Here is a 20,994-nt window from a genome sequence, read left to right on the forward strand (position 1 = left end):
AGCCACGCAGGGCGTGGCTCTACGGGTTCATTCGTTTCCGCGGGGACACGCGTGGCGTGTCTCTACGCGGGTGCGCCGGTTGGGTAGTGACACGCCATGCGTGTCCCCGCAGTGCCCGAACCGCCCACACCCGCCCTACAGCATACCTTGGCTCAGTCACGCCGACCCAGCGCGCGCATCAGGCCACGGGCCTTGGCGCGGGTTTCGTCGAGTTCCCTGGCCGGATCCGAATCGACCACGATGCCGGCGCCGGTACGGAACGCCGCCGTCGTACCGGCGACCTCGGCGGTGCGGATCAGGATGTTCAGGTCCAGGTCGCCGTCGCGGTTCAACCAGCCGAACGCACCGGTGTAGGCGCCGCGTGCGGTCTGTTCGAGCTCGGCGATGATCTGCATGCAGCGCACCTTGGGGCAGCCGGTGATGGTCCCACCGGGGAAGGTGGCGGCAATCACCTGGCCCGGACTCACGCCCGCGCGCAGGCGACCGCGCACGTTGCTCACGATGTGGTGCACGTGGGCGTAGCTTTCCACGCTCATCAGCTCGTCCACTTCCACGCTGCCGGGGCTGCAGATGCGGCCCAGGTCATTGCGCTCCAGGTCGATCAGCATCACGTGCTCGGCGCGCTCCTTGGGGTGGCCCACCAGTTCGCGGATCCGCTCGGCGTCGTCGTCGCCTTCGAAGCGCGGGCGCGTGCCGGCGATCGGACGGGTCTGCACGTCGTCGCCGTGCACCGACACCAGCCGCTCCGGCGAAGAACTCACCACCGCCCTGCCCTGCGCGATGAACAGGCCGGCGAACGGCGCCGGGTTCGCCACCCGCAGCTGCGCGTACAGCGCGTGCGGCGACAGCGCCTGCTCGAAGTGCGCGACCCAGCGCCGCGACAGGTTCACCTGGAACACGTCGCCGGCACGAAGGTAGTCGATCACCTTGCCCACGCCGTCGGTGAAGCGCGTGGGCGCATCCTCTTCCATCCCGGCAGGCGGCTGCCACTGCGGCAGCGGCGGCAGCGTGGCGCTAGCTGCCAGGTCCTGCTGGAGCACCTCCAGCAGCGCGTCGTGCCCGCTCTCGCAGACCGCATGGAACTGGCCCAGCACGCGGTCATGCAGCACGGCAGCCGGGCAGCGCAGCGCCAGCGCGCTGGGCAGGCCGTCGGCACGTGCGGGCAGATCGAGCACGGTCTCGATCTGGCCGGCCAGTTCGTAGTCCAGCATCAGCGCCCAGCCGCCGCGGAACGGCAGGCGGCGCCCTGCGCCAGGAACGGGCGACGGCGAATCAGGCGCGCCCTCGCGCGGCAGGCGCAGGGCGTGCCAGTGCGCGTCGAGTACGTCGAGGAAGGTGCCGGCGTGCGCGGTGCCGGCGTGATCGCGCACGACGCCGTCGGCGTGCAGTGCGAGCGATTCGCCGTTGCCCATCAGCAGCAGGTCCCAGCGGCCCTGGGCAGTGCCCGAGGCGGTGGATTCCATCAACAGCGGGTAACGCAGCGGTGCCAGACGCTGTAGCGCGAGCAGGTCGGTGGTGTCTGGCAGCAGGTGGGTCTGGAACATGGGAATACCGGCGGTGGTGTCGGGGCCGGCGGCGAGCCGGTCTGGCATTGTGGGGGCCGGCCAACGGCCGGCGCTACCGGGCGCATTGCCCAGATGTGCCAAGGCCGCCCGGTGGGCGGCCTTGGCAGACAGCTGTCGCAGCGTGACTCAGACGCGCTTGAACACCAGCGTGCCGTTGGTACCGCCGAAGCCGAAGCCGTTGGACATCACCACGTCGACCTTGGCTTCGCGTGCGGTGTTGGGCACGTAATCCAGGTCGCAGCCCTCGCCCGCTTCGTGCAGGTTGATGGTGGGCGGAATGATGTTGTCGCGCAGCGCCAGCACCGAGAAGATCGCTTCCACGCCACCGGCCGCACCCAGCAGGTGGCCGGTCATCGACTTGGTGGAGCTGACCATCATCTTGTAGGCGTGGTCGCCGAAGGCGGTCTTCATCGCCATGGTTTCGCCGAGGTCGCCGAGCGGGGTGGAGGTGCCGTGCGCATTGAGGTAACCCACCTGGTCCGGGCTGACGCCGGCGTCCTTGAGGGCCATGGTCATGCAGCGGGCAGCGCCTTCGCCGTTCTCGCTCGGCGCGGTCATGTGGTACGCGTCCGAGCTGGCGCCGAAACCGGCAAGCTCGGCGTAGATGCGCGCGCCACGCGCCTTGGCGTGTTCGTATTCTTCCAGGATCAGGATGCCGGCGCCGTCGCCGAGCACGAAGCCGTCGCGTTCCTTGTCCCACGGGCGCGAGGCTTCGGCCGGGGCGTCGTTGCGGGTGCTCATGGCCTTCATGGCGCAGAAGCCGCCCAGCGCGGTCGGCGAGGAGCCACGTTCGGCACCGCCGACCACCATCACGTCCGCGTCGCCGTACTGGATCATGCGCATCGCGGTGCCGATGGAATGGTTGGAGGTGGCGCAGGCCGACACCGCCGAGAACGACGGCCCCTTCAACCCGGTGATGATGCTCAGCTGGCCGGGCAGCATGTTGATGATGGTCTTGGGCACGTAGAAGGGCGAGATCTTCTTGCCCTCGTGGAACTCGATGGTCTGTTCCTCGATGCCCAGCAGGCCGCCGATGCCCGCGCCCACGATGGCGCCGATACGCTCGGCATTGCCGTCGGTGATCTCCAGGCCCGAATCGTTCAAGGCCATGAAGGCGGCACCGAGGCCGTAATGGATGAACGGGTCCATCTTCTTGGCATCCTTGCCGCTGACCCGGAACTTGCCGAACTGTTCGTTGTCGGCGGTGATGTCGAAGTCCCTGACCTCACCTGCGATCTTGGTGGTGAAACGGTCCAGGTAGGCCTGCGAAACGTTGGTCAGCGGGCCGATGCCGGAACGACCTTCGGTGATGCCCTTCCAACTGGTGGCCATATCATTGCCCAACGGCGAGACCATGCCCATGCCGGTAACGACGACGCGACGCTTCATTGCAGATTCTCCTGACTCAAAAAACACAGGGCCGCTAGCGCGGCCCCATGGGATTGCTGCGCGCGATGGCGGCGTTGGCCACGATCGCGCGCACGCCGCCCGACATCACGCCTTGACGTGAGCCGAAACGTAGTCGATTGCAGCCTGGACGGTGCTGATCTTCTCGGCTTCTTCGTCCGGGATCTCGCACTCGAATTCTTCTTCCAGCGCCATCACCAGCTCGACGGTGTCCAGGGAGTCGGCGCCCAGGTCATCGACGAACGATGCGCCGTTGGTGACTTCTTCTTCCTTGACGCCAAGCTGTTCGACGACGATTTTCTTGACGCGTTCTTCGATGGTGCTCATTGGATATCGCTCCAGATGGAGTAGTGGTTCAAAAAGTGACGCCATCAAATGGCGATGGCCGTGGGATAGTGTAGTGGAAACCGCAGGCCCCTTGCATTTCTGCAAAAAACCATTCAGATCAACCACTTGCGGTGCATTCCCTGCACCACATGCTTACGGCATGTACATGCCGCCGTTCACATGGAGGGTTTCGCCGGTGATGTAGCTGGCCGAAGGACCGGCCAGGAACGCCACCGCGTTGGCGATGTCGGACGGCTCGCCCAGGCGCTCCAGGGCGATCGACTTGACCAGGCCGGTGCGCTGCTCTTCGGGCAGGGCCTTGGTCATGTCGGTGTCGATGAAGCCCGGGGCCACCACGTTGACGGTGATCCCGCGCGAGCCGATTTCCTTGGCCAGCGACTTGGAGAAGGCAATGATGCCGGCCTTGGCCGCGGCGTAGTTGGCCTGGCCGGCGTTGCCGGTCACACCGATCACCGAGGCGATGTTGATGATGCGGCCCTTGCGCGCCTTCATCATGCCGCGGATGACCGCCTTGGAGGTGCGGTAGACGCTGGTCAGGTTGGTGTCGAGGATGGCCTGCCAGTCTTCGTCCTTCATCCGCAGCAACAGGTTGTCGCGGGTGATGCCGGCGTTGTTGACCAGGATGCTGATCGCACCGAATTCCTTGGCGATGCCGTCCAGCACGGCGTCCAGCGCGGCCGGGTCGGTCACGTTCAGCGCGCGGCCATGGCCGCCCACCGCCGCCAGGCGTTCGCCGATGGCCGTCGCGCCGGATTCGGTGGTGGCGGTGCCGATGACGGTCGCGCCCTGCGCGGCCAGTGCGTCGGCGATCGCCGCACCGATGCCACGGCTGGCGCCGGTGACCAGTGCGATTTCACCCTGAAGGGGCTTGCTCATGCTCAGTTTCCTCGAACGGGACCGACCCGCGGCGCCAGCCCGGGGGCTGGCACGTGACGGGCACGGTCGAAAGTCATCAGGCAGCCCAGGTCTCGCGGGCGGTCTCGAAGTCGGCGGGCGTGGACAGTGTGCGCGCATCCAGCGATTTGTCGATGCGCTTGATCAATCCGGTCAGCACCTTGCCGGGGCCGCACTCGGCCACGCGGGTGACGCCACGGGCGGCGAGCGCCTCCACGCAGCCGGTCCACTGCACCGGCAGGTACAGCTGCTGGACCAGGGCGCTGCGGATGGCGTCGATGCCGTCATGGATGCGTGCGTCGACGTTCTGCACCACCGGCAGGTTAGGCACGCGCCAGTCCAGGCCGGCCATGGTCTCGGCCAGGCGATTGGCGGCTTCGCGCATCAGCGGGGTATGCGAGGGCACGCTGACGGCAAGCTTCACCGCCTTGCGCACGCCCTTTTCGGCGAGCAGGGCCAGCGCGCGGTCGACCGCCTCGGCGTCGCCACCGATCACGATCTGGCCGGGCGAGTTGTAATTGGCCGGGACCACCACCTGGCTGCCCGAAGCCTGTTCACAGACCTCCTTGACCAGCGCATCCTCGGCGCCGAGCACGGCGGCCATGGCACCGACGCCGGCCGGGGCGGCTTCCTGCATCAGCTGGCCGCGCAGGCGCACCAGGTGGGCGCCATCACGCAGCGACAGCGCGCCGGCGGCAACCAGCGCGGTGTATTCGCCCAGGCTGTGCCCGGCCAGCACCGCCGGCTGGGCGCCGTGCACGGCCTTCCAGGCGCGCCACACGCCGATGCTGGCGGCCAGCAGCGCGGGCTGGGTGTATTCGGTGCGGTTCAGCATCTCTTCCGGGCCGCCCTGCGACAGCGCCCACAGGTCCACGCCGGCGCCGTCGGAGGCTTCGGTGAAGGCCTCGCGCACCTGCGCGTGCAGTTCGGCCAGTTCAGCCAGCATGCCCAGCGACTGCGAGCCCTGGCCGGGGAACACGAAAGCGAGATTGGAATCGGTCACGCGGAAATCCGCCTGCAAAAAACGAACGGCGAATGATAAGGGGGAAAAGCGCGCTTCGTCTGTACTGGCGCGTATTGACCAGGCCCAGGCAGGTGCCGACCGTGGGTCGGCACGCCCTCAGACAAACAGCTGCAGGATGTCCAGATCGCCGTCGCTGAAGAAGTCGAAACAGATCGCCACCAGCATCAACATGCCCAGCGTAGTGGCCCCGTGCACGACCAGGATGGCGTGCGCCAGCGCGCGCGCCGAACGCCCCATCTTCATGCTGTAGCGGGCCAGGCGCTGCAACCGACCCGACACCGCGTGCGCATGCGCCAGGACCGGGGCGTCTTCGCCGTCCATGGCTGCCGCCATCAGCGCCTGCAGCCGCTCGGGGCGGTGTTCGTAGTACTTGGCCACGCCGTAGCCGAACATCAGCCAGTCGCGGGCCTGGGCCTGGGCCAGGTCCATCACTTCCAGCGGGTCTTCCTCGAAATCGATGAAGCCGATGGCCTGGCCATCCCAGGTCAGGTTACGCGGCAGCGGTTGGCCGAAATAGGCGCCCCGGGCGTGGGCCACGACGATGGCCTGCATGGCGGCCGACACCAGTGCGTCGCGGCCGGCATCGTCGGCCTGGCGCAGGCACGTGTTGAAGGAGCGGCCGTTGTCGCCCAGGACCAGCGAGGCATGGCCGCTGCCGATCACGTGCGGCACGTTTACTCCCTGGGCCTGCAGCTCGGCCAGGCGCCGCGCTTCGGTCTCACGGGCGGCATCGCCGCCGCGATGCGGCGGTGGGCGCAGGGCGTCCAGCTGGAAACGGTTGGCCACGAACCTGAGCAGGCCCAGCGCGACCGCGCGGCTGCTCTCGCCGTACTGCTTCAGCCAGGCGCGCTGGCCTTCGATGACGATGGGTTCGACCATGACACATCTCCAGAAATGCAGAACGGCCCCATCGGGGCCGTTTCGTGTGAACCGATTAACGCATTAATAACGCAGCAGCGCCGAACCCCAGGTGAAGCCGCCACCGAAGGCTTCCAGCAGCAGCAGCTGGCCGCGCTGGACCCTGCCGGAGCGCACTGCGACGTCCAGCGCCATCGGCACCGACGCCGACGAGGTGTTGCCGTGCCTGTCGACGGTGACCACGACCTGGTCCATCGACATGTCCAGGCGCTTGGCGGTGGCTTCGATGATGCGCAGGTTGGCCTGGTGCGGGATCAGCCAGTCCAGGTCGGCCTTGCTCAGGCCGTTGGCATCGAGGGTTTCATCAACGACCGAGTCCAGCGCCTTGACCGCGTACTTGAACACGTCGTTGCCCTTCATCAGGATCGCGCCGCGGGCCTGCTCGCCTTCGCCGAAGCCGGCCGAGACGCCCACCGGGTTCCACAGCAGTTCCTTCTTGCTGCCATCCGAATGCAGGTGGGTGCTGAGGATGCCGGTGTCTTCATCGGCCTTCAGCACCACCGCGCCCGCGCCATCGCCGAACAGCACGCAGGTGGTGCGGTCGTTCCAGTCGACGATGCGGGTGAGGGTTTCCGCACCGATGACCAGCACATGGCGGGCATCACCGGAACGGATGAATTTGTCGGCCACGCCCAGCGCGAACACGAAGCCCGAACAGGCGGCGTTGACGTCGAAGGCAGGGCAGCCGCTCGCACCGAGCTTGGCCTGGATCAGGCACGCGGTGGAGGGAAAGATCAGATCGGGGGTGGTGGTACCCACCACGATCATGTCGAGCTGGGACGCATCGATACCGGCCGCTTCCAGCGCACGCACCGCGGCGTGGTAGCCGAGGTCGCTGGTGGTTTCCGTGTCGGCGGCAATATGCCGTTCACGGATGCCGGTACGCGTCTGGATCCACTCATCGCTGGTGTCGACCATTTTCTCCAGATCCTGGTTGGTCAACACTTTTTCGGGCAAATAACTACCAGTGCCCGCGATCCTCGAGTAGATCCGCTTGCTCATTGCATTTCCTGTAAAAGGTAAAGGCCGCTGTCCGGCGGACAGCGGCCCTCACGAATCAATCTTCTTCGACGGCCGAGTTCGACTTGGTCGCGATCACCTTCTTGCCACGGTAGAAACCGTCGGCGGTGATGTGGTGACGCAGATGCACTTCACCGGTGGTCGGATCGGTGGACAGCTGCTTGGCGCTCAGGGCGTCATGCGAACGGCGCTGGCCGCGGCGGGACGGGGTAACACGGGATTTCTGCACAGCCATGGGATTGCTCCAAACTCGGTTCGATTTGCTTCGTCGTATCGTCGCGCAGGACGCCAGCGCCCAGCACATTCTTCGCTTTCGCCGCAGCCGCCGACGACAATCCGGCTGCTATTGTTTCTTCAACGCCGCCAATGCCGCGAACGGATTGGCCTTGCTCTGTTCTTCTTCGGTCGGTGCCCAGTCCCGGTTCACCGCCTCGCCCTCGGGCGACAGCGGTACCACGGGGACGGCCAGGACCAGTTCGTCCTCGACCAGGTCCAGCGGACGCAGGTTGCCGTGTTCCGGCACCAGCATCGCCTCGTACTCCTCCGGCAGCGCGGACTCCTCGTCTTCGCTGCGGATCAGGCCGAGACGCTGCTTCACCGACACCGGCAGCAGGAAGCGCTGCAGGCTGCGCTGACAGATCAGCGGCAGCGCGGTTTCGATGGACAGGTCCACATAGGATACCTTCAGCACCTCGTCGTGACCGAACTCCAGCGCAAAGCTGCACTTTCCTTCGGTATCGGCAACAAGGCCCTGCAGGCGGGTCATTTCAGCCAGTTCTACCTGACCGTCGAAGCACCTTCGTGCTGCGACCATGCGCCAGGCATCCAGCGTTTCGGGCACGTTCGCGGACATAAGCCGCTGAATGTTAAGGACGCTTTGGGCCGTTGTCAAATGCCTCCGCCCCAAGGCGCACGCCCGGTGCGGTAGAGTGCGCCCCACTCTCCCTGCTGCCCGGTATTGTCGCATGCTTCCCCTGCTGTTGGCGTCCACCTCCCGCTATCGCCGTGAACTGCTGGAACGGCTGGGCCTGCCGCTGGAGACGGCGCGGCCGGACGTGGACGAGTCCCCTGCCCCCGGCGAGGCGCCGCGGGCCCTGGCAGTGCGGCTGGCGCGGGCCAAGGCGGCCGAGGTGGCAGCGCGGCACCCGGACCGCTGGGTGATCGGCTCGGATCAGGTCGCCGACCTGAATGGAACCCCGCTGGGCAAGCCCGGCGATGTCGCCGGCGCCGAGGCCCAGCTGGCTGCCATGTCGGGCCAGACCGTAGCCTTCCACACCGCGATCTGCCTGGTCCGCGACCAGCAGGTGCTGGAGGCCTGCGACCTGACCCAGGTAAGGTTCCGCGCCTTGGAGCGCGACGAGATCGCCCGCTATGTCGCTGCTGAACGACCGCTGGACTGCGCCGGCAGCTTCAAGTGCGAGGGGCTGGGCATCACCCTGTTCGAGGCAATCGAGAACCGCGATCCCACCGCGCTGATCGGCCTGCCGCTGATCGCGCTGGCCGGGCTGCTGCGCGAGGCCGGCTACCGGCTGCCCTGAGCCGGGCGACGCCGCCGGCTCAGCGGGACGGGACGGTGAACGCCTGTTCCTGCCACTGCTCCACGCTGCCGTCGTTGCCGTACAGCGTCATGCCCAACCAGTGTCGGCCCGGTGCGAGTGCGCGGGTGTCGAGCGTGGCATCGAAGGCCACGTTCGGGTGCTGCGGATCGGTGGAGATCTTCCACGCGGGGGTGATGTCGTAGGCACGCCCGTAGGCGGCATCGCCCACCGGCGCGCCGTCGATCAACAGCTCGACCCGCGACAGCCCCACCCCGTCCTTGAATGCCCAGCCGCGCACGTCCATGCGCTCGCCGACGCGGGCGTCCTGCACCGGCGCGTCGATCCAGGCCATCGCCGGGGTCACGCAGGGGCCCTCGACGCGCTGCGCGGGCAGCTTGAACAACAGGAAGCGCTGGTAGCCGTGGTCCTGGCTGACCACGCGCGGCGGCGGCAACGGACCGACCTGCCGGCAGATGTCGTGGTAACGCTCGAGCAGGTCGCGGTAGCGCTGGTCGCTGGGCGACAGCACCAGCAGCATCGGCGCATCGCGCTGCCCATCGTGCAGCAACCCCCACAGCCCGAGCTGCGCGGTGCGGCCGTGCTTGTCGTTGAGCGGGTGGCGCAGCACTTCGATGCGCGGATCGCGCAGCTGGAAGCCGAGCTCGGCCCCCACTTTGAAGTTCCCCGCCAGCACCCGCGTGCCTTCCGGCATGCCGGCCAGCTCCGCACGCACTTCATCGGCCAGTGGTGCCCAGCCGGCGAAATTTCGCGGGTAATACTTGTCGCCCGCCAGCTGCGCGCGCAGGGTCGGGCTGGACGCCATCAGGTAATAGCCGAAGGCCAGTGCCAGTCCCGTGCCGGCCAGCCACCAGCCGGTGCGGCGCAACCAGCGCGGCCAGCCGTTGAGCACGACCGGCACCGCCACCAGCAGGGCCAGGTAGCCGGGCAGCGGCCAATGGAAACTGATGCGTTCGACGTCGGTGAAGAAGCCCAGCGCGAAGATCGCCAGCGTGGACACCGCCCCGACCAGGCCGAAGTAGCGCCACTGCTCGCGGGCACCGCCGCCCGGACGGGTGCCGGCCAACGCCACCTTCCACATCGCCACGCACAGGATCGGCGTGACCAGCATCGGCTGGATCACCAGGAACCACAGGCCACTCCATTGGAAGGCCCACGGATGCCGTTCCACCACCTGGAATTTCAGCCCGGCGTCCTGGTTGTCGGCATTCCAGGCCAGCAGCGGCAGCCAAGCCATCACGCCCACCGCCAACGCCACCCACACGCGCGGATCGCGCAGGCTGCGCCGCCCCTGTGGCAGCAACAGCAGGGCGACGAAGCCGACCACGATCACGCCGATGAAGCGGTAATGGCTGAGCGCACCGATCGCCAGGCCCAGCGACAACTTCACCGCTGCGGCAGCGTCGACGTTGCGCAGCAGGCGCGCGCCGGCATCCAGGCACAGCACGGCGGCCAATGCCATCGGCACGTCGGGCACGGCCAGCATGCCCAGCGTCGCGGACAACGGCATCAGCAGGGTCAGGCTGCCGGCCTGCCAGCCGGCCACCGCGCCGAACCAGCGCGTGGCGATGCGCGATACCAGCCATGGCAGGGTGGCGCCGATCGCCAGGAACGGCAGGCGCAGTGCCAGCACGTGATTGCCGCCCAGCTCAACGCCCAGCCGGGCCAGCCAGGCAGTCAGTCCAGGAAGATCCGAATAGGCTGCGGCCAGGTGCTGGCCTTCCTGCCAGTAAAACGCTTCGTCCACGAACAGGGGCAGACGCGCGGCCACCACCAGCTTGACCGCGGTGATGAGCGTCCACAACATCAGAAAAATCGTGCGTGCGCGTTGTTCGCCCTGCATTGCTCTATAGAATCGAAGGAATCATCGAGACGAGACGGACATGGAAAATTCGCCCCGCGTGCCCGCCATGCTACCCGAAGAACTGCGACAGGCTTTGCAGAATGCCCAGCAACAGGTCAACGGACTGGTGCTCGGCAAGGCCCATGAAGTCCGCCTGGCGTTCGTTGCGCTGCTCTCCGGCGGCCACCTGCTGATCGAAGACCTGCCCGGCCTGGGCAAGACCACGCTCGCCCACGCGCTGGCATCCAGCCTGGGGCTCGGCTTCCAGCGCGTGCAGTTCACCTCGGATCTGTTGCCGGCAGATGTGCTCGGCGTCTCGGTTTACGAAGCGAGCAGCCGACAGTTCCAGTTCCATCCCGGCCCGGTCTTCACCCACGTGCTGCTGGCCGATGAAATCAACCGCGCACCGCCGCGCACGCAGAGCGCGCTGCTGGAAGCGATGGCCGAACAGCAGGTCACCCTGGACGGAGTGACCCATCCACTGCCGGATCCGTTCTTCGTCATCGCCACGCAGAACCCGGTGGACCTGTCCGGCACCTTCCCCCTGCCTGATTCGCAGCTGGACCGGTTCCTGCTGCGGCTGGCGCTGGGTTACCCGAACCCGGAATCCGAACGCGAGCTGCTGCGCGGCACCGATCGCCGCCACCTGATCGCGCAGGCCACCGCGTGCCTGGACGATCACCAGGTGCGCGCGCTGCGCGATGCCGTCAACCAGGTGCATGCCAGCGAAGCGCTCATCCAGTACGTGCAATCGCTGCTGGCACGCAGCCGCCAGCACGCCGGGGTACGGGTCGGATTGTCGCCACGTGCCGGCCTGGCGCTGCTGCGCGCGGCCAAGGCGCACGCGCTGCTGCTGGGCCGCGGCCATGTAGTACCCGAAGACATACAGACCCTGTTCGTGGCGGTAGCCGGGCACCGCCTGGTGCCCGAGGCCGAAGCCAGCAGCGGGCCGGCGCTGGCCCGCGCGATCCTGCAGACGGTTGCGGTGGACTGAGTGCGCAGCGGCTGGGGAGACCGCCTGAAGCACACGCTTGCGGCCAGTGGCCGGGCCTTTACGCGGCCGCGGCAACCAGAAAGCCTGCCGCAGCGGTTGGGCCGACGCCGCATCTACGTGCTGCCGACCCGCTTCGGCATGTTCGTCACCGTGTTGCTGGTGGTGATGCTGCTGGGCGCGCTGAACTACAACAACAATCCCGCGCTGCTGCTGGCGCTGCTGCTCGCGACGGTGGCGATCGCCAGCACTTTCAGCGCGCACCTGCAGTTGTCCGGACTGCAGGTCGATGCCGTGTCCGCCGAGCCGGTGATAGCCGGGGCAACAATGCGCCTGCGCATCAACCTCTCCCGCGCCGATACGCGCGTGCGCCGTGGCCTGGCGGTGTCGCTTGGCGATGTCGTGGCCCATGGCCACCTGGTCGATACCGACCGGATCGAAGTCGACCTGCCGCTGCCCACCGAGCGCCGCGGCTGGATGGACCTGGACCGCATCCGCCTGTCCACGACGCAACCGTTGGGACTGGTGCGGGCGTGGTCGTGGGTATGGCCGGACGCACCGCTGCTGGTCTACGCCGCGCCCGAACCGCAGGCACCGCCGCTGCCCGAAGGCGACGGCGATCCCCTGCATACCCGCGTGCATGCCAGCGGCGACGAGCTGCACCAGCTGCGGCCCTACCGTGCCGGCGATGCGCCGCGCAGCATTTCCTGGAAGCACTCGGCGCGCCGCGACACGCTGCTGGTCCGCGAGTATGAGAAGCCGGTCGGCGTGGACATCCTGCTCGACTGGCGGCAGCTGGCGCCGCTGCCGGGCGAAGCGCGCATCGCGCGGCTGGCGCGCTGGGTCGACCTGGCCGAGCGCGAAGGCCGCCGCTACACGTTGCACCTGCCGGGACAACCGGCGCTGGGCCCGTCCCAGGGCAGCAGCCACCACCATCTCTGCCAACGCGCACTGGCGCTGATGCCGCATGGCTGACCGTCCCACCGCCCTGCTTTCCCCTGTGGCCCGGCGCTGGACGCTGGCCAGCGGCGCGCTGGCGCTGCTGCCGCTGCTGCTGCAGTTGCCGCCACTACTGGCAGGCGTGTTCGCGCTGGTCGCGGTGCTCACCGCGCTCGCCTCCGGTCAGCGCGTGCTGGCCGCGCCGGTACGCGTGCTGATGGTGCTGGCCATGCTGGTGGCGGTCTATTGGCAACTCGGCGCGCGGCCGGGCCGCGATACCGGCTGCGCGCTGCTGGCGGCCATGCTGGCCCTCAAGTCGAGCGAGCTGCGCAGCCTGCGCGACGCGCGCAGCCTGCTGGGGTTCGCACTGTTCGCGCCGTTCGCCGCCTTCCTGCTCGACCAGGGCCCGGTCACCATGGGCCTGGCGGTGCTGGCCGCGCTGGCCATCCTGCTCACCCTGCAACGCCTGGCGCATGCCGAAGGCGAAGCGCCCGATGCGGCATTGGGCGGCCAGCTGCGCGGGATCGGCAGGTTGCTGGCCCTGGGCCTGCCGCTGGCGCTGGCCGCGTTCTGGCTGTTCCCGCGCCTGAGCGAGCCGCTGTGGGGCCTGCCCGACCGTGCCGTGGGCAAACCCGGCCTGTCCGACCAGATGGACCCCTCCGAATGGCTGGACCTGATGGCCGACGATGCCACCGCATTGCGGGTGACCTTCTTCGGCGCCGTGCCCGCGCCGGAACAACGCTACTGGCGTGGCCCGGTCATGACCCATTTCGACGGTCGTCGCTGGGAACGCCAGCCTTTCAGCGACCGCCGGCCACCCGCCGCAATACCCCGCGCCGGGCAGGGGTGGGACTACCAGATCGATTACGAGCCCACCGACCGGCGCCAGCTGGTCGCACTGGACCTGCCGCTGCGCGCCCCGGCCGGCGCCACCCTCGGCGGCGACTACAGCCTGCGCAGCGACCAGAACCTGTCATCGCTGACCCGCTGGCGCCTGCAATCGGCAGCGCCTGCGGCCCATGTCGAACCGCTCGACCGGTTCCAGCGCCGCGAGGCGCTGCAGCTGCCGGAAGGCTTCAACCCGCGCACGGCGGCGCTGGGCCGGCAGTGGCGGCAGGAGGCGGGCGACAACGACGCGGCAATCGTGTCGCGTGCTCTTGAATGGGTGCGCTCGTCCTTTGCCTACACCCTGGAAACCGAGGAACCCGGCCGCGACAGCGTGGATGAATTCCTGTTCGACCAGCAGGCCGGCTACTGCCAGCACTTCAGCTCCTCATTCGTGGTGCTGATGCGCAACGCCGGCATCCCCGCCCGGGTGGTGACCGGCTTTGCCGGCGGCCAGCGCAACCCGTACGGCGACTACTTCGTGGTGCGCCGGATGGACGCGCATGCCTGGGCCGAAGTGTGGTTGCCGCAACGCGGCTGGGTGCGGGTGGACCCGACCGCCGCCGTGGCGCCCGAGCGCATCTACGACACCCTGGAAGACCGCCTAGGCGCCGGCGCCGGCACTGCCCTCGAGGACCGCTGGGTGCAGCTGGGCCAGGTCAGCGATCTGCTGCGCCGTGGCTGGAACGACCTGGTGCTTTCGTTCGACGCTACCCGGCAGCGCCAGCTGCTGCGGCCCTTGGGCATCGACAACCTGCAGCCGGCGCAGCTGGTGGGCATTTTCATTGCCTTCGCAGGCGGTGCGCTAGGGTGGATGGCATGGCTGCTGGCCCGCGGGGAACGCGAACGCGATCCGCTGCTGCGGGCCTGGCACCGGCTGGGGCGGCGTTACGCGCGGCATGGCCTGGCCAGGGATACCGCGGAGACCGCCACGGACTGGGCGCAGCGCGTCCATCGGCAGCGCCCCGACCCGGCGCTGATTTCGCTCAGCCACCGTTTCGTCCAGGCGCGCTACGCTGGCGCTGAGCTCGACCCTTCACTCGTGCGCGACCTGCACAGGCATCGCCCGTCCACCGGAGCAACCTCATGAACGTCAAGATCCTGCTTCCCCTTGCCGCGTCGCTGGCGCTGGCCGCCTGTGCCACCGCGCCCAAACCACTGCAGGGACAGTTCAGCGTGGTCAGCCCGCGCGATTCGGTCGCCACCCAGCAGGTCGGCACCCCGGTCCGCTGGGGCGGCCGCATCATCGAAACCACCCCGGGCCAGGGCCAGACCTGCTTCCAGCTGCTGTCGCGCCCGCTCAATGGCAGCGGCCGACCCAACACCTCCTCCAACGACGCCAGCGACGGCCGCTTCGTGGCCTGCCGCGCCGGGTTCTACGACCCGGCGGTGTTCGAAGCCGGGCGTGACGTGACCTTCATCGGCAAGATCGCCGGCTATGAGAACACCCGTATCGGTGACTATGACTACCGCCTGCCGAAGCTGGAAGCGGACGTGGTCTACCTGTGGCCGGAACAGCGCGAAGTCGATGTGGTGCCGGTCTACCCGTACGGCCCGTGGGGCCCGGGCTGGGGTCCGGGCTGGGGCTACCGCGGCTGGGGCTGGTGGTAGTACAAGCCCTGGTAGGTGCCGACCGTTGGTCGGCACGCGATGAAAAAGCCGCCCCGAAGGGCGGCTTTTTCATGCGCCGAAATGCCCCAGCGGCGCACCCGCCAACAGATGCATATGGATATGGAACACCGTCTGCCCGGCATGCTCGCGGCAGTTCATGACGATCCGGTAGCCGTCTTGGGCAAAGCCCTCGCGGCGCGCGTACTCCGCCGCGGCCAGCGCCAGCTTGCCGATCAGGTGCGCCTGCCCGGGCTGCACGTCGTCCAGCGTGGGAATGGCGTCGTTCTTCGGAATGAACAACACGTGCACCGGCGCCTGCGGCGCGATGTCCTTGAACCCCAGCACCTCATCGTCTTCGTAGACGATGGTGGCGGGAATCTCGCGGCGGATGATCTTTCCGAACAGGGTGTCCTGGGTCATTGCGTCACCTGATGTGTGCGTGCGCCGGCCAACGGCCGGCGCTACCGGTTAGGTTGCTTCGGTCCGGGTGCCGAACGCGTGCGACAGCGTGCCGCGATCGACGTACTCGAGTTCGCCGCCGAGCGGCAGCCCCTGCGCCAGCCGGCTGGGCCGCACCTTGTGCGCGCGCGCCAGCTGCGCCAGGTAATGCGCGGTCGCCTCGCCTTCCACCGTCGCGCTGGTGGCGATGATCAGCTCCTGCACCTCACCCTGCCCCAGCCGCGCTTCCAGCTGGTCCAGGCCAAGTTCGCGCGGGCCGACGCCATCCAGCGGCGACAAGCGCCCCTGCAGCACGAAGTACACGCCGCGGAAGCCGGTGGCGGTTTCAATCGCCAGCCGGTCGGCGGGCGATTCCACCGCGCACAGTTGCTGGCGCTCGCGGCTGCCATTGGCGCACACCGCGCAGACCTCGGTTTCGCTGAAGTCGCGGCACTGCGCGCAGTGGCCGATGCGTTCGATCGCCTTGGCCAGCACCTCGGCCAGCTTCTGGCCACCGGCGCGTTCGCGTTCGAGCACGTGGTACGCCATGCGCTGGGCGGTCTTCTGGCCCACCCCCGGCAGCACCCGGAAGGCCTCGATCAGCTGTTCGAGCAGGGGCAGGCTCACGCTTAGAACGGCAGCTTCATGCCGGGCGGCAGCTGCATGCCGGCGGTTGCCGAACCCATGCGGTTCTTCGACTCGGCGTCGATCTTGTTGGACGCGTCGTTGAACGCGGCCGCCACCAGGTCTTCGGTCATTTCCGCATCGGACAGGATCGACGGGTCGATGCGTACCTTGCGGCACTCCTTGGCGCCGGTCAGGGTCACGCTGACCATGCCGCCACCGGCACTGCCGGTCACTTCCAGCTTGGCGAGTTCTTCCTGGGCCTTCTGCAGGTTTTCCTGCATCTTCTGGGCCTGCTGCATCAGTTGGGCGATGTTGCCGCGCATGTCGTATTACTCTTCAAAAGGACGGATGGAATCGGTCACGACCCGGGCGCCATGCTGCTGGATCAGCAGCTGCACCGATGGGTCGGCCATGAAAGCAGCTTCGGCCGCCTGCTGGCGTTCGCCGCGCTGGCGGTCGGACCGCTGGTGCAGCGTTTCTGCCTCGGCACTGCCGTGTTCGATCACGATCCGCAGGGTCATCCCGAGCGGGCCGGACAGCGCCTCGGTCAGCGCCGCCAGCGAACGATCCGAACACAGGTACTCAAATCCGGGCGATACGGCCAGTTTCAAGACGCCGCGCTCGAATCCGACGAACGCCGCATGCGCGGCCAGCTGCCGCGATGGGCCGTTCAGCTGGCTCTGCGCGACCAGCTCCAGCCAGGTTTCGGCGGACTGCAGCGTGACCGTGCCGGTGGCCGCAGCGGCGACCGCCGGCGGCGGCGGCACCGCGAAGCCCTGCGGACGCTGTGGCGGCGCGGGCGCCGGGCGCACCGGCGGCGCTTCCCACGGTGCGGCCATGGCCGCGTCCGGGGTGGCCAGCTCCACCGCCAGCGCTTCGTCACGCTCATCCGCGCCGGCCTGGTGCCAGGGCGGCAGGTCGTCGTCGGTGGACGGTTCGGCGACCGGCGCAGGTGTCGGTGCGGACTTGGCGGGTGCGACCGGGGCGACCGGTGCAACGGCGGCGCGGATCGGCGACGACACCGCCGCCGCAGCGACGACGGGGGCGGCCACGGCAGCCGGCGCGGCGGCCATGCCGCCCTGCCCGGCCCCGTGCGATTCCGTGCCCCGCTCGGTGCCGGTGCCCGGGTCGCGCGGCACCGGCGGGACGGCAGCGGCCGGACGGAACGCCAGCATGCGCAGCACGGCCATTTCGAAGCCGGCGCGCGGGCTGGGCGCCAGGTGCAGGTCGCGGCGGCCACTGAGCGCCATCTGGTACCAGAGCTGCACCACTTCCGGGCGCAGGCGCTGGGCAAATGCGGCGGCGTCGATGCCGTCGCCATCGGCCTGGGCGCCGGGCACCAGCTGCTGCACCTGGATGCGGTGCAGCGCTTCGGCGAGCGCTTCGAGGACCCCGCTCCAATCGGGCGAGAACTCGGCCAGCGCGGCCACCACCTGCAGCAGGCGCACGCCATCGCCGTCGGCCAGGGCCTCGAGCATGGCCGCGACCTGGGTGCGGTCGACGGTGCCCAGCATGGTGCGCACCACGTCTTCGCGCAGTGCACCGCCGGCGTAGGCGATGGCCTGGTCGAGCAGCGACAGGCCGTCACGCAGGCTGCCGTCGGCCGCCTTGGCCAGCTGCACGATCGCGGTCGGATCCGATTCGATCTCCTCGGCGGCCAGGATCCGGGTCATCTGGCCCTGGATCTGGTCCTCGTCCAGCCGCTTGAGGTTGAACTGCAGGCAGCGCGACAGCACCGTGACCGGCAGCTTCTGCGGGTCGGTGGTGGCGAGCAGGAACTTCACGTGTTCCGGCGGTTCTTCCAGCGTCTTCAGCAGCGCGTTGAACGCGGCCTTGGACAGCATGTGCACTTCGTCGATCAGGTAGACCTTGTACTTGCCACGCGAGGGCATGTACTGGGCGTTCTCGATCACCTCGCGGACATCGTCCACGCCGGTATTGGACGCGGCGTCGATTTCCAGCAGGTCGATGTAACGCCCGGAATCGATGTCCAGGCAGGCCGGGCACTGGCCGCAGGGATCGGCACTGGTGCCCTGCTCGCAGTTGAGCGACTTGGCGAAAATACGCGCGATGGTGGTCTTGCCGACCCCGCGGGTGCCGGTAAACAGGAACGCATGGTGCACCCGGCCGCTGTCCAGCGCATTGCTGAGCGCACGGACCACGTGTTCCTGGCCCACCAGCTCGGCAAAACGCTTCGGACGCCACTTGCGGGCAAGGACGAGATAGGACATCAGGCCACCGTCTTCATCGGGACGTCCATTGTGCCACGCCTGTCCAGCCCCCCTGCCCCTGCGTGAAGGCGCTTGTGCACGGCGCGTTACCCAGCTAGAATCTGCGCCCCTGCAGCGGGTTCGCAGCAGGTCCGGAGAGGTGTCCGAGTGGTTGAAGGAGCACGCCTGGAAAGTGTGTAAGCGTCTAAACCGCGCTTCGGGGGTTCGAATCCCCCTCTCTCCGCCAGACAAACGCAAAAGGCCGCCCAATGGGCGGCCTTTTTTAACTGCGGTTACGCGCTCGACACCTTCATCAACACCAGCCCGCTCACGATCAACACCGCCGCGCCAATCCGCATCGCGCTCACCTGTTCCCCAAGGAACACGATGCCGACGATGAACGCGCCGACCGCGCCGATGCCGGTCCAGATCGTATAGGCGGTGCCCAGCGGCAAGGTGCGCATGGCCAGGGCGAGCAGCCAGAAGCTGGCGGCCATGGCGGCGAAGGTGATGAGCGACGGGGTGAGCCGGGTGAAGCCCTCGGATTGTTTCATCGAGAACGCCCAGACGATTTCCAGTACACCGGCAACGAGTAGATATATCCAGGCCATGGTGGCCCTCCTTATGGGGCCAGGTCGTCCTGGTCATTGTTGCCCGATATGGGGGAGGCCGTTCCTCCTGGGGTGCGTGCAGCGGGGCAGAGCCCCGCTCTACGTTGGGGGGATTTTAGGTGATGGATGGCCTTGGATGGGGCTGTAGGTGCATTGGGGTTATGCGATGGTCAGGGTGGTCGGGGACACGCGTGGCGTGTCGCTGCTCGGGAGGTTTTGCGCCAAAGGCCGAATCCGACTAACAGTCGGATCTACCGCGCTTGCGGATCTACGGCGCTTGCGGATCTACCGCGCTTGGCTGCGCCGCGCTATACTGGGTGACTGCACTTCGGTGCAACGTCTCTATGGCGGCCCCGTCGGCCCCTCGCGACGCTAGGTCGAAAATCCCGCCAGGGCCGGAAGGCAGCAACGGTATCGATCGACGCGGGCGCCGAGGTCAGCCGGCGGGGCCGTCACCCGTTTTGGGGTCTGCGAACAAGTTCGGGTCCGCGCAGCCACGCACTGAACCACGCTACGTCGCGATGCGATCAGCACAATGGCGCGTGGCGACGCGTTCCTGGGACTGGCGCGCACCGTTCAAGGGGCGCGGCGTGGCTCTACGTCGGCATTCCCGTTGGCGCCGAGAGAGTTACGCACTCGCCCGGCGTCGCTACGCGGTGACCACGTTGGCGCAAGGCGTCGCCGTCGGCTTCGCTCGCGTAGTGATACAGCATCATGCGCGCCTGCAGTTCGGGCGAATACTCCCGCTCGAGATCCTCCACGCCGGTATGCGACGGGTTGCCGTGCAGGCCGCAGTCGTGGGCGATCAGTTCGTTGTCGCTGGCGTAGCGGGCCAGCATTTCCGGAATCGGACGGGTGTCGCCACTCCACACCAGCGCGCCCTGCAGGCGCAGGCCGTACGCGGTTTCCGGCCAGTGATGGCGTACCGGGAACACTTCCAGGCGCACGCCGTCATGCCAGAACGCATCGCCGACCACGATCAGCTGGAATGCATCCCAGAAATTGGCGCCGCCCTCGGCCAGGACGTTCGGGTAGTCGGCCACCCGCCGATGCAGCAGCGGTACCACGGTCGCAGGGACGTACACGCGGATGCGGCCCCGGCGCTGCGGCGAGAAATAGGCGTCCACGAACAGGCGCTCGAATCCGGCCACGTGGTCCAGGTGCACATGGGTGACGAACAGGGCCTCGGGCATGCGCCCGTACTGGGCCAGGAACGCGGTGAGGCCTTCGCCGCCACAGTCGATGGTCAGCCAGGGCTGGCCCTCGCGCTCGATCACCGCCATCGGCGAACCCAGCTGTACGGCCGACGCATTGCCGACCCCCATGAAACGCAGCGACCAGGTCATCAGTACCCCCGGTTCCAGGCCAGGTCGTAGGCGCGGCGCAGGCGCGCGAAATCCTTCTCGACCTCGTCATGGCTGCGCTCGCCGCGCAGCTTGACCAGCGAACGGTGCAGGCGCTTGAGGTTGCGCTCGCGCCAGGCGGTGGCCGGGATGCGCTGGACGCCGCGGTCGAAATCGATCAGCCAGCCATGGCCATTGGCGTCGAACAGGATGTTGTGGGCGTTGAGGTCGGCATGGTCCAGCCCGGCGCGGTGGAAGCGCGCGATCAGCCGGCCGGTCTCTTCCCACGGCGCACCGCGCCCGGCGACCAGCGCGCGGTCGGCCAGCGAGCGCACGCCTTCCAGGCGTTCCATCAGCAGCGCGGCACGATAGCGCATGCCGTCGCGCATGTAGAACGCGGCAATCGGGCGCGGCACCGGCAGCTTGAGCGCGCGCAGCGCGCGCATCAGGCGGAATTCGGCGAAACTGCGGGTGCGGTTGGCGCCGCGCCAGAGGTACTGGTCGTGGCTGAGCTTGGCCGCCATGCCACCGCGCAGGTACTGGCGCAGCACGCAATGCCCGAACGGCGCATCGACGAACCAGGCGCCGCCGCGGCCGCCCTCGCCCACCGGCCGCGCCCGCTCGCCCCAGTGGACCGGGGAGAACAGGCTCATGTCGGCTTGCCGCAGCCGTTCGCGGTCGAACAGAATGGCACCCATGCCACGTCCATCGCGGCAGGGCGTCAGCGCTTCAGTGGCGTCGAATGCGACCATTCCTTCGAGTCT

Annotated in this window: 22 protein-coding genes, 1 tRNA gene and 1 other RNA gene; 7 read left to right on the forward strand and 17 right to left on the reverse strand. The window is 68.2% G+C overall.

Going from position 1 to position 20,994, the window contains the following annotated elements; all coding sequences use genetic code 11:
* Window positions 1-152: 152 nt before the first annotated feature.
* From FSZ13_RS05885 to FSZ13_RS05925, 9 genes are all read right to left on the reverse strand, one after another.
* The gene (locus FSZ13_RS05885; RefSeq protein ID WP_145478570.1) at window positions 153-1,544 is read right to left on the reverse strand and encodes an aminodeoxychorismate synthase component I; all 1,392 of its coding nucleotides are present in this window, start codon (window positions 1,542-1,544) and stop codon (window positions 153-155) included.
* A gap of 147 nt (window positions 1,545-1,691) precedes the next feature.
* A complete protein-coding gene (gene fabF, locus FSZ13_RS05890; protein WP_145478434.1) occupies window positions 1,692-2,954 on the reverse strand; it encodes a beta-ketoacyl-ACP synthase II in 1,263 nt (420 codons plus the stop codon).
* A gap of 105 nt (window positions 2,955-3,059) precedes the next feature.
* Window positions 3,060-3,299 carry an acyl carrier protein gene (gene acpP / locus FSZ13_RS05895; RefSeq protein WP_145478435.1) on the reverse strand — a complete coding sequence of 80 codons (240 nt, stop codon included), beginning with the start codon at window positions 3,297-3,299 and terminating at the stop codon, window positions 3,060-3,062.
* Window positions 3,300-3,452: 153 nt separating this feature from the next.
* The gene (gene fabG, locus FSZ13_RS05900) at window positions 3,453-4,196 is read right to left on the reverse strand and encodes a 3-oxoacyl-ACP reductase FabG (protein WP_145478436.1); all 744 of its coding nucleotides are present in this window, start codon (window positions 4,194-4,196) and stop codon (window positions 3,453-3,455) included.
* 76 nt (window positions 4,197-4,272) lie between these two features.
* Window positions 4,273-5,217 carry an ACP S-malonyltransferase gene (gene fabD / locus FSZ13_RS05905; RefSeq protein ID WP_145478437.1) on the reverse strand — a complete coding sequence of 315 codons (945 nt, stop codon included), beginning with the start codon at window positions 5,215-5,217 and terminating at the stop codon, window positions 4,273-4,275.
* A gap of 117 nt (window positions 5,218-5,334) precedes the next feature.
* The gene (locus tag FSZ13_RS05910; RefSeq protein WP_145478438.1) at window positions 5,335-6,117 is read right to left on the reverse strand and encodes a serine/threonine protein phosphatase; all 783 of its coding nucleotides are present in this window, start codon (window positions 6,115-6,117) and stop codon (window positions 5,335-5,337) included.
* Between the two features lie 63 nt (window positions 6,118-6,180).
* Window positions 6,181-7,158 carry a beta-ketoacyl-ACP synthase III gene (locus FSZ13_RS05915; protein ID WP_145478439.1) on the reverse strand — a complete coding sequence of 326 codons (978 nt, stop codon included), beginning with the start codon at window positions 7,156-7,158 and terminating at the stop codon, window positions 6,181-6,183.
* A 55-nt stretch (window positions 7,159-7,213) separates the two neighbouring features.
* The gene (rpmF, locus tag FSZ13_RS05920) at window positions 7,214-7,411 is read right to left on the reverse strand and encodes a 50S ribosomal protein L32 (RefSeq protein ID WP_070207941.1); all 198 of its coding nucleotides are present in this window, start codon (window positions 7,409-7,411) and stop codon (window positions 7,214-7,216) included.
* Window positions 7,412-7,519: 108 nt separating this feature from the next.
* Window positions 7,520-8,029, reverse strand: coding sequence for a YceD family protein (locus FSZ13_RS05925; protein WP_145478440.1), 510 nt, complete (start codon window positions 8,027-8,029; stop codon window positions 7,520-7,522).
* Window positions 8,030-8,141: 112 nt separating this feature from the next.
* Here FSZ13_RS05925 and FSZ13_RS05930 point away from each other — a divergent pair, with 112 nt between their 5' ends.
* Window positions 8,142-8,714 carry a Maf family protein gene (locus FSZ13_RS05930; RefSeq protein ID WP_145478441.1) on the forward strand — a complete coding sequence of 191 codons (573 nt, stop codon included), beginning with the start codon at window positions 8,142-8,144 and terminating at the stop codon, window positions 8,712-8,714.
* Window positions 8,715-8,733: 19 nt separating this feature from the next.
* Here FSZ13_RS05930 and FSZ13_RS05935 read toward each other — a convergent pair whose 3' ends face one another.
* The gene (locus FSZ13_RS05935) at window positions 8,734-10,575 is read right to left on the reverse strand and encodes a glycosyltransferase family 39 protein (RefSeq protein WP_145478442.1); all 1,842 of its coding nucleotides are present in this window, start codon (window positions 10,573-10,575) and stop codon (window positions 8,734-8,736) included.
* Between the two features lie 40 nt (window positions 10,576-10,615).
* Here FSZ13_RS05935 and FSZ13_RS05940 point away from each other — a divergent pair, with 40 nt between their 5' ends.
* Genes FSZ13_RS05940 through FSZ13_RS05955 form a run of 4 tightly spaced genes read left to right on the forward strand, consistent with a single transcriptional unit; the run spans window position 10,616 to window position 15,001 of the window.
* Window positions 10,616-11,569, forward strand: a complete 954-nt coding sequence (locus FSZ13_RS05940; protein WP_145478443.1) for an AAA family ATPase — start codon at window positions 10,616-10,618, stop codon at window positions 11,567-11,569.
* A 24-nt stretch (window positions 11,570-11,593) separates the two neighbouring features.
* Window positions 11,594-12,541 carry a DUF58 domain-containing protein gene (locus FSZ13_RS05945; RefSeq protein WP_260844108.1) on the forward strand — a complete coding sequence of 316 codons (948 nt, stop codon included), beginning with the start codon at window positions 11,594-11,596 and terminating at the stop codon, window positions 12,539-12,541.
* Window positions 12,534-14,480 (forward strand): transglutaminase TgpA family protein, encoded by a 1,947-nt coding sequence (locus FSZ13_RS05950; RefSeq protein WP_145478444.1) that lies wholly within the window; start codon window positions 12,534-12,536, stop codon window positions 14,478-14,480. Before FSZ13_RS05945 ends, FSZ13_RS05950 begins: the two co-directional genes overlap by 8 nt.
* Entirely contained in the window at window positions 14,477-15,001 is a 525-nt protein-coding gene (locus tag FSZ13_RS05955) for a Slp family lipoprotein (protein WP_145478445.1), read from the forward strand. The genes FSZ13_RS05950 and FSZ13_RS05955 overlap by 4 nt, the downstream gene beginning before the upstream one ends.
* Window positions 15,002-15,070: 69 nt before the next feature.
* Here the strand turns inward: FSZ13_RS05955 and FSZ13_RS05960 are convergent, their stop codons facing one another.
* Genes FSZ13_RS05960 through dnaX form a run of 4 tightly spaced genes read right to left on the reverse strand, consistent with a single transcriptional unit; the run spans window position 15,071 to window position 18,297 of the window.
* Window positions 15,071-15,421 (reverse strand): histidine triad nucleotide-binding protein, encoded by a 351-nt coding sequence (locus FSZ13_RS05960; RefSeq protein ID WP_145478446.1) that lies wholly within the window; start codon window positions 15,419-15,421, stop codon window positions 15,071-15,073.
* Window positions 15,422-15,469: 48 nt separating this feature from the next.
* Window positions 15,470-16,066, reverse strand: coding sequence for a recombination mediator RecR (gene recR, locus FSZ13_RS05965; RefSeq protein WP_145478447.1), 597 nt, complete (start codon window positions 16,064-16,066; stop codon window positions 15,470-15,472).
* 2 nt (window positions 16,067-16,068) lie between these two features.
* On the reverse strand, window positions 16,069-16,389 hold the full coding sequence (locus FSZ13_RS05970) for a YbaB/EbfC family nucleoid-associated protein (RefSeq protein ID WP_145478448.1): 321 nt from the start codon (window positions 16,387-16,389) through the stop codon (window positions 16,069-16,071).
* A 6-nt stretch (window positions 16,390-16,395) separates the two neighbouring features.
* On the reverse strand, window positions 16,396-18,297 hold the full coding sequence (gene dnaX / locus FSZ13_RS05975) for a DNA polymerase III subunit gamma/tau (protein ID WP_145478449.1): 1,902 nt from the start codon (window positions 18,295-18,297) through the stop codon (window positions 16,396-16,398).
* Window positions 18,298-18,430: 133 nt separating this feature from the next.
* Here dnaX and FSZ13_RS05980 point away from each other — a divergent pair.
* Window positions 18,431-18,523: transfer RNA gene (locus FSZ13_RS05980), tRNA-Ser, on the forward strand.
* A gap of 46 nt (window positions 18,524-18,569) precedes the next feature.
* Here the strand turns inward: FSZ13_RS05980 and FSZ13_RS05985 are convergent.
* Window positions 18,570-18,887 carry a DMT family transporter gene (locus FSZ13_RS05985; protein WP_095363676.1) on the reverse strand — a complete coding sequence of 106 codons (318 nt, stop codon included), beginning with the start codon at window positions 18,885-18,887 and terminating at the stop codon, window positions 18,570-18,572.
* 353 nt (window positions 18,888-19,240) lie between these two features.
* On the opposite strand from FSZ13_RS05985, the gene ffs reads away from it, so the two are divergent.
* Window positions 19,241-19,337: signal recognition particle sRNA small type (gene ffs, locus FSZ13_RS05990), an RNA gene on the forward strand.
* Window positions 19,338-19,483: 146 nt separating this feature from the next.
* Here the strand turns inward: ffs and FSZ13_RS05995 are convergent.
* Together FSZ13_RS05995 and FSZ13_RS06000 are read right to left on the reverse strand one after the other, a co-directional pair.
* Window positions 19,484-20,233 (reverse strand): MBL fold metallo-hydrolase, encoded by a 750-nt coding sequence (locus tag FSZ13_RS05995; protein WP_145478450.1) that lies wholly within the window; start codon window positions 20,231-20,233, stop codon window positions 19,484-19,486.
* Window positions 20,233-20,982 carry a 3-deoxy-D-manno-octulosonic acid kinase gene (locus FSZ13_RS06000; protein ID WP_145478451.1) on the reverse strand — a complete coding sequence of 250 codons (750 nt, stop codon included), beginning with the start codon at window positions 20,980-20,982 and terminating at the stop codon, window positions 20,233-20,235. Before FSZ13_RS06000 ends, FSZ13_RS05995 begins: the two co-directional genes overlap by 1 nt.
* Window positions 20,983-20,994: the final 12 nt, after the last annotated feature.

The organism is Stenotrophomonas rhizophila (assembly GCF_007667275.1).
Taxonomy (GTDB): Bacteria; Pseudomonadota; Gammaproteobacteria; order Xanthomonadales; family Xanthomonadaceae; genus Stenotrophomonas; species Stenotrophomonas maltophilia_AE.

What these genes read in the sequence shown, in the direction of transcription:
- FSZ13_RS05925 (WP_145478440.1), bottom strand. Translation starts at nt 8,029, where the DNA reads ATGTCCGCGAACGTGCCCGAAACGCTGGATGCCTGGCGCATGGTCGCA.
- FSZ13_RS05930 (WP_145478441.1), top strand. Translation starts at nt 8,142, where the DNA reads ATGCTTCCCCTGCTGTTGGCGTCCACCTCCCGCTATCGCCGTGAACTG.
- FSZ13_RS05995 (WP_145478450.1), bottom strand. Translation starts at nt 20,233, where the DNA reads ATGACCTGGTCGCTGCGTTTCATGGGGGTCGGCAATGCGTCGGCCGTA.
- FSZ13_RS05910 (WP_145478438.1), bottom strand. Translation starts at nt 6,117, where the DNA reads ATGGTCGAACCCATCGTCATCGAAGGCCAGCGCGCCTGGCTGAAGCAG.
- FSZ13_RS05955 (WP_145478445.1), top strand. Translation starts at nt 14,477, where the DNA reads ATGAACGTCAAGATCCTGCTTCCCCTTGCCGCGTCGCTGGCGCTGGCC.
- fabF (WP_145478434.1), bottom strand. Translation starts at nt 2,954, where the DNA reads ATGAAGCGTCGCGTCGTCGTTACCGGCATGGGCATGGTCTCGCCGTTG.
- rpmF (WP_070207941.1), bottom strand. Translation starts at nt 7,411, where the DNA reads ATGGCTGTGCAGAAATCCCGTGTTACCCCGTCCCGCCGCGGCCAGCGC.
- FSZ13_RS06000 (WP_145478451.1), bottom strand. Translation starts at nt 20,982, where the DNA reads ATGGTCGCATTCGACGCCACTGAAGCGCTGACGCCCTGCCGCGATGGA.
- FSZ13_RS05940 (WP_145478443.1), top strand. Translation starts at nt 10,616, where the DNA reads ATGGAAAATTCGCCCCGCGTGCCCGCCATGCTACCCGAAGAACTGCGA.
- FSZ13_RS05970 (WP_145478448.1), bottom strand. Translation starts at nt 16,389, where the DNA reads ATGCGCGGCAACATCGCCCAACTGATGCAGCAGGCCCAGAAGATGCAG.
- fabG (WP_145478436.1), bottom strand. Translation starts at nt 4,196, where the DNA reads ATGAGCAAGCCCCTTCAGGGTGAAATCGCACTGGTCACCGGCGCCAGC.
- acpP (WP_145478435.1), bottom strand. Translation starts at nt 3,299, where the DNA reads ATGAGCACCATCGAAGAACGCGTCAAGAAAATCGTCGTCGAACAGCTT.
- FSZ13_RS05885 (WP_145478570.1), bottom strand. Translation starts at nt 1,544, where the DNA reads ATGTTCCAGACCCACCTGCTGCCAGACACCACCGACCTGCTCGCGCTA.
- FSZ13_RS05915 (WP_145478439.1), bottom strand. Translation starts at nt 7,158, where the DNA reads ATGAGCAAGCGGATCTACTCGAGGATCGCGGGCACTGGTAGTTATTTG.
- FSZ13_RS05985 (WP_095363676.1), bottom strand. Translation starts at nt 18,887, where the DNA reads ATGGCCTGGATATATCTACTCGTTGCCGGTGTACTGGAAATCGTCTGG.
- dnaX (WP_145478449.1), bottom strand. Translation starts at nt 18,297, where the DNA reads ATGTCCTATCTCGTCCTTGCCCGCAAGTGGCGTCCGAAGCGTTTTGCC.
- FSZ13_RS05950 (WP_145478444.1), top strand. Translation starts at nt 12,534, where the DNA reads ATGGCTGACCGTCCCACCGCCCTGCTTTCCCCTGTGGCCCGGCGCTGG.
- FSZ13_RS05960 (WP_145478446.1), bottom strand. Translation starts at nt 15,421, where the DNA reads ATGACCCAGGACACCCTGTTCGGAAAGATCATCCGCCGCGAGATTCCC.
- FSZ13_RS05935 (WP_145478442.1), bottom strand. Translation starts at nt 10,575, where the DNA reads ATGCAGGGCGAACAACGCGCACGCACGATTTTTCTGATGTTGTGGACG.